We start from the raw sequence: 15741 nt of genomic DNA, 5'->3' as shown, positions 1-15741 counted from the left end.
GAGACCCCTGAGTCGTCCCGGAGAGGGTAGGTCTCTCTCAGGGTCGCTTCAGGGGAACGCCTGATGCACTGGCAGGCTGGTTCATGTGACGATGCTGACGATATGGCTGACCGACAGACAGTTCGTGACGCGGCGCCCGTGACGACCGAGGACGCCCCCTTCCCCCGCCTGGTGAGGCCGGTGGAGGGGCGGCTGGTCGCCGGCGTGGCCCAGGGGGCCGCCGCCCAGCTCCGGCTCGACCCGGTCGTGCTGCGGCTGGCCTTCGTGCTGCTCACCGTCCCGAACGGCTTCGGCGCCCTGGCGTACGCCGCCCTGTGGATGTTCACCCCGCGCGAGCCGTACGAGGGCAGGGAGCCCGGGAGGGACTGGAGCCAGCTCGCCGCGTACGGCGCGATCGGGATGGCGCTGACGGCCCTGGGCTGGCTCACCGGCACCTCGGGCACCGGGATCGGGGCCTGGCCGATCGCGGTGGGCGGCATCGGCTCGCTGATCCTGTGGCAGCAGGCCGACCCCGACCGGCGGCAGCGCTGGATGAGCAACACCGTCGGGCAGGTCCGCCGCAACCGGGTCCGTACCTTCCTCGGGCTCGTGCTCGTCGTGGTCGGCGCGATCGGCTTCCTGGTGGCCAACGACGAGCTGGGCAACGCCCGTCCGGGCATCGTGTTCACCCTGGTGGTCGTGGGCGGTGTCGCGCTGATCGCGGCGCCCTGGCTGGCCGCCCTGTGGAAGGAGCTGCAGCGCGAGCGCCGCGAGCGCATCCGGCAGGAGGAACGCGCCGAGGTGGCCGCGCACGTGCACGACTCGGTGCTGCACACGCTCACGCTGATCCAGCGCAACGCCCAGGACCCGCGCGAGGTGATGCGGCTGGCCCGCTCCCAGGAGCGGGAGCTGCGCAACTGGCTCTACCAGCCCCAGCAGGACGCCGACGCTTCGGTGGCCGCGGCCGTGCGGCGGGTCGCGGCCGAGGAGGAGGACGCGCACGGGGTGCCGATCGAGGTCGTCTGCGTCGGCGACGGCCCGCTCACCCCCGAGCTGTCCGCGATGATGCAGGCCGCGCGGCAGGCCATGGTCAACGCCGCGAAGTACTCCGGCTCCGAGGTCGTCTCCGTGTACGCCGAGACCGAGCCGGACGAGGTCACCGTCTTCGTCCGGGACCGGGGGATCGGGTTCGACATGGGCGACGTGCCCGAGGATCGTATGGGTATCCGCCAGTCGATCATCGGCAGGATGGAGCGCCACGGGGGCAGCGCCCGTGTGCGGACCGAGCCCGGCGAGGGCACGGAAGTGATGCTGACCATGAAGCTGGAGAAGACGTGAGCGGCGAGCGGGCCACGACACGGCGAACCGGGGCCCCGCCCCCGGGATCGCGGCGAGCCGGGAAGCGGATCCCGGAATGCCTCTCGGGATCGCCACGGCGGGCCGAGGAACGGATCTTGGGGTCGCGGCGGGCCGGGGTCCTGCGCGTAGGATCACGGCGAGGATCGCGGCGGGCAGGTGAGCGACCCTCGGGACCGCGAGGGGAAGAAGTCCGATGAGTGTGGTGAAGGTCCTGATCGTCGACGACCACCGCCTGTTCCGCTCCGGCGTACGGGCCGAGCTGGGCGACTCCATCGAGGTGATCGGGGAGGCCGAGGACGTGGAGTCCGCGGTCAAGGCGATCGCCGCGCTGGGGCCCGACGTGGTCCTGCTCGACGTGCACATGCCCGGAGGCGGCGGCCAGGAGGTGCTGCGCCGGGTCCTCGGCGCCGGTTCCACGGTCCGCTTCCTCGCCCTGTCGGTCTCCGACGCGGCCGAGGACGTCATCGGCGTGATCCGGGGCGGTGCCAGGGGATACGTGACCAAGAACATCAGCGGGCGCGAGCTCACCGACGCGATCCGCCGGGTCGCCGAGGGCGACGCGGTCTTCTCCCCGAGGCTGGCCGGGTTCGTGCTGGACGCGTTCGCCTCCAGCGAGGCCCCGCCGATCGACCCCGAGCTCGACTCGCTCACCCAGCGCGAGCGCGAGGTGCTGCGGCTGATCGCCCGCGGCTACGCGTACAAGGAGATCGCCAAGGAGCTGTTCATCTCGGTCAAGACGGTGGAGACCCACGTCTCGTCCGTGCTGCGCAAGCTGCAGCTCTCCAACCGTCACGAGCTGTCCCGCTGGGCCACGGCGCGGCGCCTGGTCTGAGCCTTCGCGCGTCCGGCCTCACGGGCTTTCGCGCAATCCGTCACCCGCGGGCTTCTGTACGAGTAGTTACTTCTGTGCGACTCTGCGAAGTATGGGACGCGATGTACCTGCGATGGTGTTCAGCCGCGAGGACCGGCGGCGCTACCGGGACAAGGTCCGCCGGTGCCTTGACGTCTTCGCGCAGATGCTGCGCGAGTCCAGATTCGAGTTCGACGAGCCCAAGGCCGGGCTGGAGATCGAGCTCAACCTCGTGGACGAGCGCGGCGAGGCGGCCATGAAGAACACCGAGGTGCTGGAGGCGATCGCCCAGCCCGACTGGGCGACCGAGCTCGGCCAGTTCAACGTGGAGATCAACGTCCTGCCCGAGTCCCTGGACGGCGACGGCGCGGCCCGGCTGGAGAGGGTGATCAGGGACCGCCTCAACCACGCCGAGGAACGGGCCCGCACCGTCGGCGGGCACATGGTGATGGTCGGCATCCTGCCCACGCTGCGGGAGAGCGACGTACACGAGGGCACGCTGTCGGCCAACCCCCGCTACAAGCTCCTCAACGAGCAGATCTTCGCGGCCAGGGGCGAGGACCTGCACCTCTCGATCGAGGGCGAGGAGTTCCTGGAGACCTACGCCGACAGCATCACCCCCGAGGCCGCCTGCACGAGTCTCCAGCTCCACCTCCAGGTCAGCCCGGAGGCGTTCGCCGCCAACTGGAACGCCGCCCAGGCCATCGCGGGCCCCCAGGTGGCGCTGGCGGCCAACTCGCCGTTCCTGTTCGGCCGCAGGCTCTGGCAGGAGACCAGGATCCCGCTGTTCGAGCAGGCCACCGACACCCGCCCGGTGGAGCTGAAGACCCAGGGCGTACGGCCCAGGGTGTGGTTCGGCGAACGGTGGATCACCTCGGTCTTCGACCTCTTCGAGGAGAACGCCCGCTACTTCCCCGCCCTGCTGCCCCTGTGCGACGAGGAGGACCCGCGCGAGGAGCTGGCGCGCGGGATCACCCCGCAGCTCGGCGAGCTGACCCTGCACAACGGCACCGTCTACCGGTGGAACCGGCCGGTCTACGCGGTCGTGGACGGCATCCCGCACCTGCGGGTGGAGAACCGGGTGCTGCCCGCGGGGCCCTCGGTGGCGGACGTCGCCGCCAACGCCGCCTTCTACTACGGGCTCATGCGCGTCCTCCCGTACGCCGAACGCCCGGTGTGGACGCGCATGTCGTTCGCCGCGGCCGAGGACAACCTGCACGCCGCCGCCCGGTACGGCCTGGACGCCCGGCTCTTCTGGCCGGGACTCGGCGAGGTCGTCGCGTCCGAGCTGGTCCTGCGCCGCCTGCTGCCGCTCGCGTACGAGGGACTCGACCTGTGGGGGGTGGACCCCGGCGCCAGGGACCGGCTGCTGGGGATCGTCGAGCAGCGCTGCCTGACGGGCACGACGGGGGCGAGCTGGCAGATCGACGCGGTGAACGCGCTCGGCGACCTCGACAGGCACGAGGCGCTGCGCCGGATGACCCTGCGCTACATCGAGAACATGCACACCAACGAGCCCGTCCACACCTGGCCGTCCCTGTGAGCTCGCTTCTACCCCCGCTTTCGCGCCGGACGGTTCCCGGTCGCGCCGATCCCTCGCGCGAGGGCCGCGGACTCCGTCACGATGGGCCCATGAGAGCGTCAGCCTTTTTCCTGGCCTTGGTCCTGGCCGCCGTCACCGCCTGCGGGAGCGTGGGGGAGGGCACGGAACCGGAAGCGGGCCCCACCGGTGAGACCGGCGAGACCGGTGAGGAGGCCACGCCCAGCGCGCGCGGGCAGACGTTCGAGTCGGACGTCGAGCTGGCCAGGGAGCTCACCGAGGCCTACTGGAAGCAGACCTTCTCCGCCGCCGGGCTGACCTACCGCCCGGTCACCGAGTTCGTCGCCTACCAGGGAGAGGACGGGCCCGACTGCGGCGGGCAGCCTTCGGTGCCGAACAACGCCTTCTACTGCCCGGTGGGACACTTCATCGCCTACGACGCGCAGTGGATGAACGGCCTCTACGAGCGGATGGGCGACGGCTCGGTCTACGTGATCATCCCGCACGAGTTCGGGCACGCGGTGCAGGCGCAGCTGAACACGGCGTTCCGCCTGAACATCGAGCAGGAGCTCCAGGCCGACTGCTACGCCGGGGGGACCCTGGGGGCGCTCGTCAAGGGCGGCTCGCTGCAGACCGAGCCCGGCGACGAGGACGAACTCCTGATCAACCTCGCCGCGGCGGGCGACCCCACCGACGACTGGCTGCGCCCGGACGCCCACGGCACGGCGGGCCAGCGCCAGCAACTGTTCGCCAAGGGATACAACCAGGGGACGACCGCCTGCTGAGGCCTGGTCCCGGGACTTCGTCACACGGTGGCGGACGCCGAAGCGGGCCACGGGGGCGCGCGGGGGCCTCACGGGCGCCGCGCGGGGTGTCGCGAGGGTGTCACGGAGGTCCACGGGAACGGCGCGAGCGTCGCGGGAGTTCACGGGAGCGGCGCGCCGCCGGAGTACGCCCCGATGAGGGAGGACGCCACCACAAGGAAGTACGCCGCGATGAGTACGGGTGAATCCGTCAAGAGGCTGATGTCCGGCCCCCGAGGCCGACCTAGTCTGGCTGAGGACGGTGAGCCACCAGGGGGCGATGTCATGCGGATGACGGTGCGGGAGATCGGCTGGGCTTCACGGGGTGCCTGCGCTACGAGCGACCCCGAGCTGTTCTTCCCGCTGACGCAGTCGCCCGAGCACGAGGCGCGGGCGAAGGCGGTCTGCGAGCGGTGCCCGGTGCTGAAGGAGTGCCGGGCCTACGCGCTCCGCGCGGCCGAGCCCGAGGGGATCTGGGGCGGCCTGACGGTGCGGGAACGCCGTAGCCTGCGCTTCCCCACCGGCTGGCGCCAGGCGTCCGCGGGCCGAGCCCCCGTCGCGTAGCCTCGAACCGGATTCGAGGGGACCCGAAGATCACGGTCCCCGGCGCGGCCCGGCACGCGGGGCGCGAGACGGTGTCCGAGGGAGTCGTGGCAGTCGTGGGCATGGAGCGCGAGCCGGGGCGAGCCGCCCGTACCGGACCCGAGGGGGTGTCCGGGGTGTCCGCGGGTGTGCTGACGGGCGCGGTGGCCGTGCTGGTGGCGGCCAACGTGCTCAACAACCGCCTCGCGCCGAGGCTGGCACCGCTGACCTCGGCCGCGGCCACCGGCGCGCTGGTCGTGATGGCCCGCCGTTCCGGGCTCTCCTGGGCCGAGCTGGGATTCCACCGGCGCGCGCGGGGCCTGCGGATCGGCGGCGCGCTCGTCTCCGCCGTGGCCGCCGCCTACACCGTGGGCATCGCCGTCCCGGCCACCCGCCGGTTCTTCCGCGACGAGCGCGCTCTGTCCCTGTCGCGCGCCCGCGCGCTGGAGGAGGCCCTGCTCCAGGTGCCGGTCGGCACGGTCCTGCTCGAGGAGGTCGGCTTCCGCGGGGTGCTGCACGCCCTCGTCGCCCGCTCCCACGGCCACGGTACGGCGACCGCGGTCTCCTCGGTCCTCTTCGGCCTCTGGCACATCCTGCCCGCCGTCGACATGATGGCCGCCAACCCCGCCCTGAGCCGCCTGGCCGCGGGGGAGTCCCTTGAGTCCCTCGACGCTCCGGCCGCCCGCGACACCGGCATTGAGGGCACGGGGAGCGCGGGGAGCACGGGGAGAGGCCCCGGGGCCGGGTCGGCGAGCGGTCCTGGAGACGGGTCGGTGAGCAGCGGGCTCGGCGGGGGGCCGGAGAGCGAGCGCCCCGGCGCGCCGTACACGCCCACCGGATCGGACACGCCTCCCGGATCGGACGCGCAGGCCACACAAGGCGCGCGGAGCGGGCAAGGCACGCAGGGCGGGCAAAGCGCGCAAGGAGCGCAGGGCGGGCAAGGCGCGCCGGACACGCAGGAAACGCAAGGTAAGCAGGGCACACAAGGCGCGCAGGGCGGGCAAAGCGTGCAGGAAACGCAAGGTAAGCAGGGCACGCCGGACGCGTTGGATGTGCGGGCTGTGCGGGCCGCGCGAGGCGCGCCGGGGGTCTCCGGAGGCCCGGGGAAGGCGCCCGCGTGGCAGGTGGCGCGGGTCGTGGCCGGGTCGGTGGTCACGACGGGCCTCGCCGGGGTGCTCTTCACCGAGCTGCGCAGGAGGGGAGGCCTGGCCGCTCCCGCGATGTTCCACGTCGCGACCAACTCCCTGGGCTACCTGTTCGCCCGCCTGGCCCCGCCGAACCGCCCTCGTCCGGCCCGTCCGGCCCGTTCAGACGATCTGGTCCAGCCGGTCCATCCGGTCCAGCCGGTCCACCTGAGCCGTCCGGCCCGTCCGACCCGCCCGGCCCCGCCGGAGGAGCCCGCCCCGGGCCGCTGACCGTCGCCGAAGAGGCCGCGGGCGGCGAGCTCGACCGTGACGACCACGGCCACCGCCTCCGCGGCCAGCAGCGCGACCAGCACGACGAGCTGCACCACTCCGGCCTGGAGCGGGCCGGCCCCGCCCAGCAGCATTCCCACGAAGGCGCCGGGTAGCGTGACCAGGCCCACGGTTCCCGTCTGGTCCAGGGCGGGCACCAGCGCCTGCGCCGCGGGCGGGCGGCAGATCTCCAGCGCCGCGTCCCGCTCGGAGAAGCCCAGCGAGAGCGCCGCCTCCACCTCGCCGCGCCGGTGGGTCAGCTCGTCCAGGGCCCGCCGTCCCGCGAGGGCCGTGGCCGTCAGGCACCCGCCCAGCAGGATGCCCGCGATCGGGATCAGCGTGATGCCCAGGGGCGGGACGACGCCGCTGCCGAACAGCAGCGCCAGCACCGGTACGGTCCCGGCAGCGATGGGCGCCGCGGCCCACCGGACGGCGGGACCCGAGGTGATCCTGCGTCCCGCGGTCACGCTCGCCACCCCGTACATGACCAGCACGAAGACCGTCACCGCGAGCGCGCGTTCGACGGCCCACACGATGATCAGGGACACGACGCCGAGCTGGGCGGCGGCGCGCAGGCACGCCACGAGCACCGCGGGCGCGTGCCCGAGGCGGCCGAGCCAGGCGACGGCGGCGGCTCCGACGGCGAGCAGGACGACGACGACGGCGGTGGCGAGCGACAGGTGGATGCTGTTCAACGGCGCGGACTTCCCGTCGGGTGCCTTCGGGATTCCCAGGTTCCCAGGTGCCCCGGCGCCGACGGTGAGGGGGGTCCGGCCCCCGGCGGTGCCCTCGGGAGGGTCAGGCGGTGGAGACCCGCTGGAAGGCCTCCACGTAGCGGCCCTCGCCGAAGCCCGCCTCGGCGGCGATCTGCGAGAAGCGGCCCCGCAGGAAGTCCTCGAAGTCCTCCAGGTGGCCGATCTGGCTGGCGTGGGCGCGCAGGGCGGCGAGCTTGCGGTCGAAGGTGTCGGTGACGTCCACGTGGTGGTCGGGCGCCGGGCCGCCGTTGAGCCAGACCTCGCGGACGGTCCACGCCTCCAGCCCCTCGTCGAGCAGCAGCGACGGGAAGGTGTACGGGTTGCGCGCGTCGGGGTAGACGGCGTCGAGGGCGGAACCCCCGACCGCGCGGTGGTCGGGGTGGCTGGGGGCGATGAACCGGTAGTTGCGCTCGGGGCTGTGGGTGATCACCAGGTCGGGCTTGACCTGGCGGATGACCCGGGTGATGTCGCGCCGCAGCTCCAGGCTCTGCACCACGGTCCCGTCGTGGTGGCCGAGATAGCGGACGTCGGTCACGCCTACGGCCTTGGCGGCGTTGGACTGCTCGGCCCGGCGCAACTCGGCCATGCCGCCGTTGTCCAGCTCGCGGTCGAAGCCGCCCGCGTCACCGTCGGTGACCACGCAGTACGTCACCTCGACGCCTCGGTCGGTGAACAGCGCGATCGTGCCCGCGGCGGCGAAGTCGACGTCGTCGGGGTGCGCGGTTATCGCGAGTACGCGGCTGATCTCGTTCTCAGAAAGCATGGAAGCCCCTCCGTTGTCCCCGTACCGCTCCGTCATCACAACCGTGAGCGAGTCCACCCGCATTCCTTTGCGGTGGCTGGACCCGGTTGTCGGTCGGTCGTTCTAACCTAGGGGACGTGTCGATCCCAGCCTCTTCCCTGACCCATCCGTTGCTCGACGGGCTCAACCCCCAGCAGCGCGAGGCCGTCGTGCACCACGGCAGCCCCCTGCTCATCGTCGCGGGCGCGGGTTCCGGCAAGACCCGGGTGCTGACCCACCGCATCGCCTACCTGCTGGGCGAGCGGGGCGTGCAGCCGCAGGAGATCCTGGCGATCACCTTCACCAACAAGGCCGCGAGGGAGATGAAGGACCGGGTCGACCGGCTCATCGGCCCGCGTTCGGCGGCGATGTGGGTGATGACCTTCCACAGCGCGTGCGTGCGGATCCTGCGCCGCGAGGCCAAGCGCCTGGGCTTCCCCACGAGCTTCTCCATCTACGACCAGGCCGACTCCCAGCGGCTGATGGCGATGGTCTGCCGCGAGATGGACCTCGATCCCAAGCGCTACCCGCCGAGGTCGTTCTCCGCCCAGGTCAGCAACTTCAAGAACGAGCTGATCGACTACGAGACGGCGTCGGCCCAGGCGTCCACCCACCTGGAGCGCAAGCTCGCCGAGGCGTACCGCAACTACCAGCAGAAGCTCACCGAGGCCGGAGCGATGGACTTCGACGACCTCATCATGCTGACGGTGACGCTGTTCCAGATCTTCCCCGACGTGGCCGAGCACTACCGGCTCCGCTGGCGCCACATCCTGGTCGACGAGTACCAGGACACCAACCACGCCCAGTACACCCTGATCCGCGAGATCGCCGGCCGTCCCGAGCTCCGCACCGCCGACGGGGACCTGGTCAGGGAGGGCACGGAGGGCGGGGTCGCCCCGGCCGAGCTGTGCGTGGTCGGTGACGCCGACCAGTCGATCTACGCCTTCCGCGGCGCGACGATCCGCAACATCCTGGAGTTCGAGCGCGACTACCCGGAGGCCAGGACGATCCTGCTGGAGCAGAACTACCGCTCCACCCAGACGATCCTGTCCGCCGCCAACGCGGTGATCTCGCGCAACGCGAGCCGCAAGCCCAAGAACCTCTGGTCCGACCAGGGCGCCGGGTCGAAGATCACCGGCTATGTCGCCGACAACGAGCACGACGAGGCCATGTTCGTCGCGCAGGAGGTCGACAGGCTCACCGACCACGAGGACGTCGTGCCCGGCCAGGTCGCGGTCTTCTACCGGACCAACGCCGCCTCCCGGGTGTTCGAGGAGATCTTCATCCGGACCGGCCTGCCGTACAAGGTGGTGGGCGGGGTGCGCTTCTACGAGCGCAAGGAGGTCCGCGACCTGCTCGCCTACCTGCGCTTCCTGTCCAACCCGAACGACGTGGTGTCGCTGCGCCGCATCCTCAACGTGCCCAAGCGCGGCATCGGCGAGCGCGCCGAGGCGATGATCGAGGCGTTCGCCGCCAGGGAGCGGATCCCCTACTGGGAGGGGCTCCGCCGGGCCGACGACGCGCCGGGCATGGCCACCCGCTCGCTCAAGGCGATCAAGGAGTTCGTCGCGCTGATGGACGAGCTCATGGTGAGGGCCGACGACATGACGCCCTCGGAGCTCGCCCAGGAGGTGCTGGCGAGCACCGGCTACCGCCTGGAGCTCACGGCCTCCAACGACCCGCAGGACGAGAGCCGCCTGGAGAACCTGGACGAGATGGTCTCGGTCGCCTCCGAGTTCGAGGAGGCCAACCCCGAGGGCACGCTGGTGGAGTTCCTGGAGCAGGTCTCCCTGGTCGCCGACGCCGACCAGATCCCGGCGGCCGACGGCGGCCAGGGCGTGGTGACGCTGATGACGCTGCACACCGCGAAGGGGCTGGAGTTCCCGGTGGTGTTCCTCACCGGCATGGAAGACGGCGTCTTCCCGCACATGCGCTCGCTCGGCGAGCCCAAGGAGCTGGAGGAGGAGCGCCGCCTCGCCTACGTCGGCATCACCCGGGCCGAGCAGCGTCTGTACATCTCCAGAGCGGCCGTCCGCAGCTCCTGGGGCTCGCCCGCGTTCAACCCGGCCTCCCGGTTCGTCGCCGAGATCCCGTCCGACCTGGTCGACTGGCGCAGCGACCCGGAGAAGAGCGCCTGGAGCGCCGCCACCCGCCGCGACTCCCGCCCCGCCCCGGCGAGGAAGCCCGGCGGCAGGCAGATCCCCAACCTCACCCCCGGCGACCGGATCACCCACGACCAGTTCGGCCTGGGCACGGTCGTGTCCGTCGACGGCGTCGCGGAGAAGACCAAGGTCAAGATCGACTTCGGTGGCGGCGGGGAGAAGACCCTGCTGCTGGCGTACGCGCCCCTGGAGAAGCTCTGATCTCGGGGTGGGCATCCGGGGAGGCTCTGATCTCGGGGTGAGCGTCCGGGAAGGCTCTGGCCTCCGGGGGTGAGCGTCCGGGAAGGCTCTGATCTCGGGATGAGTGTCCAGGGAGGCTCCGACCTCCGGGTGAGTGTCCGGGGAAGCCGGGAAGGGCCCGGGGAGCGGTCGCTCTCCGGGCCCTTCCCGTGTCCGTCGTGCCTTCCCGGGCGCCATGGGCCGGTTCGGTCCATGAGGCCCATGAGTCGGCGCGGGCCGGTTCAGCCCTTGAAGATCTCCCCGATGGGGTCCTCCGGCCGGGTGGTGTCACCGATGAGCTCGTCGAAGTCGGCCACCTGGTCGGCGGGCGGCGCCTTGATCGTGACCTTGGTGCCCCAGCCGGTGTAGCGGGTGTCGTTGACGTAGGTCAGCTCGGTGCTGTTCAGGCCCCGGGTGGACTCCGTGTACGACGACACGACCCGGCGGACCAGCTGGTCGGAGCCGAGATAGATCTTCCAGGTCACCGGGAGCGTCGCGGACCTGCCGACGGGCTTCCTGCCCAGCATCGTGCGTACCGCGGGAGAGACCCTGAAGAGCTCGGCCAGCGTGATCGTGCCCGAGTGGACCGTGGTCCGGGTGCCGTCCCACGTCCCGCCGGGACGCTTGGCGCGGGTGTGGGCGAGGGTCGCCCTGAGCGTGCCGGGCTCGACGGTGCTGATGATCTGCTGGACGGCGCTGACCAGGGAGACCGCGTCACCGGGCGTGCGCAGCCACTTCTTGCCCTCGGGCATGGACTCGGCGAAGACGCCGCCCGAGGTGTAGCTGACGCCCTTCAGCGAGAGCGTCCGTGACGGGGTGAACAGGCCCTTGAGCTCGTTGTCCGGGAGGGGCAGGTTGAACTTGGTGGTCAGGTCCGAGGCGACCAGGCCGCTCCTGCCGAACTCCAGCACGCCGCTCCGGCGGGTGAAGATCACCCGGCTCTTCTTGCCCTCGCCGACGATTTTCGTGTTCTCGGTGAGCTTCACGCCCCGGTGGGTCCTGAACTGGCGCTTCAGTGCCGAGACCGGGTCGGCCGCGGTGGTCGCGGTGGCCTGGGTGGTCCGGACGGCCTCGGCGCTCGCCGGGGCGACGGTCACCAGCGTGGGAACGATCAGGGCTGCCATGGTGGCGCCGGTCAGGGTGGCGATGATTCGCCTCATCGAGGGGGGTCCTCCCGTATGGTCCTCGCGTCGTCGCGGAGGGTGGACCAAGATTCTTACCTATATCCCGAAATGTCGGATCAAGAATCGCCGGAAGCGCCGGGACCGGGCGCCACGGGTGTCCGTCGCTCCGGGCAGTGGGGAACTCCTCCTACAGGCCGGATCCCGTACGGAGCGAAGAACGCCGCGAGCCGCGCCCGGCGGGTGAGCCTGCCGGGCGCGGCTCGGGTGGTGCGAGATGTGATCAGCGCGGGACGATCAGCGCCATGTGATCAGCGCCATGTGATCAGGGCCGTGTGATCAGGGCCGTGTGATCAGGGCCGTGTGATCCGGGCCGTGTGATCAGCGCGGGGTGATCAGCTGCCGCCGCTCAGCAGGGGGATGGGGGCGTTGACGTCCACGCCCTCTTCCAGATCCTCCGGCTTGGCGACCTGATCGGCCGGCGGAGCCTTGACCGTCACCTTGGATCCCCAGCCGGTGTAGCGGGTCTCGACCGATATGGTCATCCCCGGCGCGGTGGACAGGGCGCTCGCGGGATAGGAAGTGGTCAGGCTCCTCGCGAGCAGGTCGGAGCCGAGAACCAGCTTCCACTGCACCACGGTCTTCGACTGCTTGGCGGTCGGGGGGACGAAGATGCCGGCCCGGAACCACGGTGAGACCTTGTAGAGCTCACCGAAAGTGATCTTCCCGGAGTAGGCGGTCGGACGCTTGACCGTGGCGCGTGCGAGCAGGGCCTTGAGCGTCGCGGGTTCGGCCGGGTTGACGAGCTGGCTCAACCGGCCGGTGTTGCCCAGATTGCCCACGGGCAATTTCATCCACGTTTTGTCCTCGGGCAGGAATTGGCCGAAGATGCCGCCGGAGATGTAAGAGGTGTTCTTGACGCGGATCACCCGCTCGGGCTTGGCCAGGCCGGCCAGCAGTTTGGCCTCCTCCTCGCTCGCCTGCTCGGAAATCGCCGCGATGTCGCTAGCCTTGATGCGCAGCTTGGTGGTCTGGTCGGACGCGCCGATTCCGGAGGCACCGAACTGGAGCACCCCCTTGCGCTGAGCCACGACCGCACTGCCGTACGAGGCACGCCCCTTCGTGGTGTCGACGTACGTGACGCCACGACCGTTTTTGAACTGCTTCTTCAGTGCGCTGATCGGATCGGCGGCCTGGGCGTGCGCGGTCGATGCCAGCGCCGGAACGCCCAGCACGGCCGTTGCGGCGCATGCCAGCCCGGCGATGTATCGCTTCAAAGGGAAGTCCTCCTGATTGATCCCTCCGCCCCGCTGGGGGAGGGACGACACATTCTTGTGTGACAAGATCACGGAATGGTAGCGCATTTGGACGATTGCCTTGAATTAATCGTGCACATTCGGTGCAGAGATGTCCTGCCGGTCTTTGGTACGCCGTCGTCTGCTATTCCGGGAACACGGATTGGTTCCTGAACAATCACGGACGGTTAGTTTCCCTTTTTTTGCGGAACCTCGGTTCCCCGCGTATTCCGGCCCGTTCGGGCGGGGTGCGGCGGGCGGGGAGACGGGCCGTGGCGCCGTACGGAAAGGCGGGGGAATTCTTACCGCTGTACCGTGGTTCGCGGTGGCCCGCCGAGCCCGGCGCGGCGCGGCCGGTTACGCTGCGGACAGCTCCCACGTCGCGAGGGGAGCGCAGACAAGGAGGTCTGGATGGATGCCGTGTCAAGGATCCGCGTCGTCATCGCCAAGCCGGGGCTGGACGGTCACGACAGGGGCGTGAAGATCGTGGCGCGGGCGCTGCGGGACGCCGGGATGGAGGTCGTCTACACCGGCCTGCACCAGACGCCCGAGCAGATCGTGCGCACCGCGATCCAGGAGGACGCCGCGGCGATCGGGATGTCCATCCTGTCCGGCGCGCACATGACGCTCTTCGCCAAGGTGCTGGAGCTGCTGAAGGAGAACGACGCGGCCGACATCGTGGTGTTCGGCGGCGGGATCATCCCCGAGGCCGACATGCCCGCGCTCCAGGAGATGGGCGTCGCGCGCGTCTTCACCCCGGGCGCCACCACCCAGGAGATCGTCGACTGGGTGCGGAGCGCGATCCCCTCACCCGTCTGACGATCCCGTCACCCGTCTGACAAGCCCCTCGTCCACCTGCCGGTTCTCCACTCGCCTGACGCCCCCGCTCGTCCGGCGGGTCTCTCGCCGTACCTCTCCTCGGCCCCCTCGCCTGTCTGACGAACCTCTGACAGATCGTCCGTCAGCGCGGTGAGGCGGCCCCGGGACCGGTGGCCGGGACGGCCGGTTCGGCGCGAACAGCATTCGGGGCGTACGATCTGGAACCCGGTTACCTGGTCATGCCATGAGGCGGGCTAGGCTTCATTGGCGCAAAACCGCCGGGCTCCCCCTTGGATCATGGAGTCGGCCCGCTCACATCTGTACACCAGCCGGACAAGCAAGGACGGACCCTCGTGGACCTGTTCGAACATCAGGCGAAGGAGCTCTTCGCGGAGTACGGCATCCCGGTGCCGCGCGGCGTGGTCGCGCACACCGTGGAGGAGGCACGGGCGGCAGCCGAGCAGCTGACCGGCCGTGTCGTTGTCAAGGCCCAGGTCAAGACCGGTGGTCGAGGCAAGGCCGGTGGCGTGAAGGTCGCCGACGACGCCGCCGACGCCGAACGGAAGGCCACCGACATCCTCGGCATGGACATCAAGGGCCACACGGTCCACAAGGTCCTGATCGAGGAGGCGAGCGCGATCGCGGAGGAGTACTACTTCTCCTTCCTGCTCGACCGCGCCAACCGTACGTTCCTCGCCATCTGCTCGGCGGCGGGCGGCATGGACATCGAAGAGGTCGCGCACAGCGCCCCCGAGAAGGTCGCCAAGGTCCCGGTCTCCCCGCTGGACGGCGTCGACCGGGCCAAGGCCCGTGAGATCGCCCAGGCCGGAGGGCTGCCGGAGGCCGCGCTCGACGGCGCCGCCGAGCTCATCGAGAAGCTCTGGTGCGCCTTCGTCGACGAGGACGCCTCCCTCGTCGAGGTCAACCCGATGATCCTGTCCGCCGACGGCCAGGTGAAGGCCCTCGACGGCAAGGTCACCCTCGACGACAACGCGTCCTTCCGCCAGACGGACCACGCGGCCTTCGAGGACAAGGACGCCGAGGACCCGCTGGAGGCCGCGGCCAAGGCCAAGGACCTCAACTACGTCAAGCTCGACGGTTCCGTCGGCATCATCGGCAACGGCGCCGGCCTGGTCATGTCGACCCTGGACGTCGTCGCCTACGCGGGCGAGGCGTTCCCCGGACAGCCCAAGCCCGCCAACTTCCTCGACATCGGCGGCGGCGCCTCGGCCGAGGTGATGGCGGCCGGCCTGGAGATCATCATCTCCGACCCCGCGGTGAAGTCGATCTTCGTCAACGTCTTCGGCGGCATCACCGCCTGTGACGCGGTCGCCAACGGCATCGTCTCGGCCTTCCAACTGCTGGACGCCCGCGGGGAGAGCGTGAGCCGCCCGCTCGTCGTCCGTCTGGACGGCAACAACGCCGAACTCGGGCGTCAGATTCTCTCCGACGCCAAGCTCTCCGGCGTCGAACTGGTGGACACCATGGACGATGCGGCCAAGCGCGCCGCCGAGCTCGCCGCGGTAGGTGCGTAATGGCCATCTGGCTGAACGAGAACAGCAAGATCATCGTCCAGGGCATGACCGGCGGTGAGGGCACCAAGCACACCCGCCGGATGCTCGCCTCCGGCGCCCGCGTCGTCGGCGGCGTGAACGCCCGCAAGGCGGGCACCGTCCACGAGGGCCTGCCCGTGTTCGGCACCGTCGCCGAGGCGATCAAGGACACCGGCGCCGATGTGTCGGTCGTTTTTGTGCCCCCGGCGTTCACCAAGGACGCCGTCAAGGAGGCCATCGACGCCGAGATCCCGCTCTGCGTGGTCATCACCGAGGGCGTCCCGATCCACGACACCACCGAGTTCTGGGCGTACGCGATCGCCAAGGGCGGCAAGACCCGGATCATCGGGCCCAACTGCCCCGGCATCGCCTCGCCCGGCGCCTCCAACGCGGGGATCATCCCGGCCGACATCACCAGCGCGGGCCGCATCGGCCTGGTCTCGAAGTCGGGCACGCTGACCTACCAGCT

The 15741-nt window shown here is 70.7% G+C and carries 13 protein-coding genes and 1 pseudogene; 10 read left to right on the top strand and 4 right to left on the bottom strand.

What is annotated here, in order from left to right; all coding sequences use genetic code 11:
* Positions 1-102 precede the first annotated feature (102 nt).
* The 6 genes and pseudogenes from ABT053_RS21415 to ABT053_RS21390 all read left to right on the top strand — a co-directional run.
* Positions 103-1317 carry a PspC domain-containing protein gene (locus tag ABT053_RS21415; RefSeq protein ID WP_350970859.1) on the top strand — a complete coding sequence of 405 codons (1215 nt, stop codon included), beginning with the start codon at positions 103-105 and terminating at the stop codon, positions 1315-1317.
* Between the two features lie 214 nt (positions 1318-1531).
* Positions 1532-2170, top strand: a complete 639-nt coding sequence (locus tag ABT053_RS21410) for a response regulator (RefSeq protein ID WP_350970858.1) — start codon at positions 1532-1534, stop codon at positions 2168-2170.
* A 91-nt stretch (positions 2171-2261) separates the two neighbouring features.
* Positions 2262-3731: a glutamate-cysteine ligase family protein gene (locus tag ABT053_RS21405; RefSeq protein WP_350970857.1), complete on the top strand. Its 1470-nt coding sequence runs from the start codon at positions 2262-2264 to the stop codon at positions 3729-3731.
* A gap of 89 nt (positions 3732-3820) precedes the next feature.
* Positions 3821-4513 (top strand): neutral zinc metallopeptidase, encoded by a 693-nt coding sequence (locus tag ABT053_RS21400; protein ID WP_350970856.1) that lies wholly within the window; start codon positions 3821-3823, stop codon positions 4511-4513.
* A 303-nt stretch (positions 4514-4816) separates the two neighbouring features.
* Positions 4817-5095: a WhiB family transcriptional regulator gene (locus tag ABT053_RS21395; protein WP_350970855.1), complete on the top strand. Its 279-nt coding sequence runs from the start codon at positions 4817-4819 to the stop codon at positions 5093-5095.
* A 101-nt stretch (positions 5096-5196) separates the two neighbouring features.
* Positions 5197-5709: pseudogene (locus ABT053_RS21390) on the top strand (CPBP family intramembrane glutamic endopeptidase); the annotation flags it as partial.
* A gap of 653 nt (positions 5710-6362) precedes the next feature.
* Here the strand turns inward: ABT053_RS21390 and ABT053_RS21385 are convergent.
* Positions 6363-7262: an ABC transporter permease gene (locus ABT053_RS21385; protein ID WP_350970854.1), complete on the bottom strand. Its 900-nt coding sequence runs from the start codon at positions 7260-7262 to the stop codon at positions 6363-6365.
* A gap of 103 nt (positions 7263-7365) precedes the next feature.
* Positions 7366-8085: a PIG-L deacetylase family protein gene (locus ABT053_RS21380; protein WP_350970853.1), complete on the bottom strand. Its 720-nt coding sequence runs from the start codon at positions 8083-8085 to the stop codon at positions 7366-7368.
* A 116-nt stretch (positions 8086-8201) separates the two neighbouring features.
* On the opposite strand from ABT053_RS21380, the gene pcrA reads away from it, so the two are divergent.
* Positions 8202-10466, top strand: a complete 2265-nt coding sequence (pcrA, locus tag ABT053_RS21375) for a DNA helicase PcrA (protein ID WP_502991824.1) — start codon at positions 8202-8204, stop codon at positions 10464-10466.
* A 260-nt stretch (positions 10467-10726) separates the two neighbouring features.
* Here pcrA and ABT053_RS21370 read toward each other — a convergent pair whose 3' ends face one another.
* Together ABT053_RS21370 and ABT053_RS21365 are read right to left on the bottom strand one after the other, a co-directional pair.
* A complete protein-coding gene (locus ABT053_RS21370; RefSeq protein ID WP_350970852.1) occupies positions 10727-11644 on the bottom strand; it encodes a hypothetical protein in 918 nt (305 codons plus the stop codon).
* Between the two features lie 356 nt (positions 11645-12000).
* Entirely contained in the window at positions 12001-12882 is an 882-nt protein-coding gene (locus ABT053_RS21365; protein ID WP_350970851.1) for a hypothetical protein, read from the bottom strand.
* A gap of 429 nt (positions 12883-13311) precedes the next feature.
* Here ABT053_RS21365 and icmB point away from each other — a divergent pair, with 429 nt between their 5' ends.
* The 3 genes from icmB to ABT053_RS21350 all read left to right on the top strand — a co-directional run.
* Complete coding sequence (gene icmB / locus ABT053_RS21360) at positions 13312-13719, top strand: coenzyme B12-dependent isobutyryl CoA mutase small subunit (RefSeq protein ID WP_350970850.1); 408 nt, start codon at positions 13312-13314, stop codon at positions 13717-13719.
* 353 nt (positions 13720-14072) lie between these two features.
* Complete coding sequence (sucC, locus tag ABT053_RS21355; RefSeq protein ID WP_350970849.1) at positions 14073-15254, top strand: ADP-forming succinate--CoA ligase subunit beta; 1182 nt, start codon at positions 14073-14075, stop codon at positions 15252-15254.
* Positions 15254-15741: CoA-binding protein (locus ABT053_RS21350; RefSeq protein ID WP_350970848.1), on the top strand; the 488-nt coding region annotated here is incomplete at its 3' end. The genes sucC and ABT053_RS21350, both read left to right, overlap by 1 nt.

The sequence above is a fragment of the Streptosporangium sp. NPDC002524 genome, from assembly GCF_040295985.1.
Lineage (GTDB): Bacteria > Actinomycetota > Actinomycetes > Streptosporangiales > Streptosporangiaceae > Streptosporangium.
Note: the sequence above shows the minus strand (reverse complement) of the source record. Positions and strands in the feature narration are given on the sequence as shown.

What these genes read in the sequence shown, in the direction of transcription:
- icmB (WP_350970850.1), top strand. Translation starts at nt 13,312, where the DNA reads ATGGATGCCGTGTCAAGGATCCGCGTCGTCATCGCCAAGCCGGGGCTG.
- ABT053_RS21405 (WP_350970857.1), top strand. Translation starts at nt 2,262, where the DNA reads ATGGGACGCGATGTACCTGCGATGGTGTTCAGCCGCGAGGACCGGCGG.
- ABT053_RS21395 (WP_350970855.1), top strand. Translation starts at nt 4,817, where the DNA reads ATGCGGATGACGGTGCGGGAGATCGGCTGGGCTTCACGGGGTGCCTGC.
- ABT053_RS21410 (WP_350970858.1), top strand. Translation starts at nt 1,532, where the DNA reads ATGAGTGTGGTGAAGGTCCTGATCGTCGACGACCACCGCCTGTTCCGC.
- ABT053_RS21370 (WP_350970852.1), bottom strand. Translation starts at nt 11,644, where the DNA reads ATGAGGCGAATCATCGCCACCCTGACCGGCGCCACCATGGCAGCCCTG.
- ABT053_RS21400 (WP_350970856.1), top strand. Translation starts at nt 3,821, where the DNA reads ATGAGAGCGTCAGCCTTTTTCCTGGCCTTGGTCCTGGCCGCCGTCACC.
- ABT053_RS21415 (WP_350970859.1), top strand. Translation starts at nt 103, where the DNA reads ATGGCTGACCGACAGACAGTTCGTGACGCGGCGCCCGTGACGACCGAG.
- ABT053_RS21380 (WP_350970853.1), bottom strand. Translation starts at nt 8,085, where the DNA reads ATGCTTTCTGAGAACGAGATCAGCCGCGTACTCGCGATAACCGCGCAC.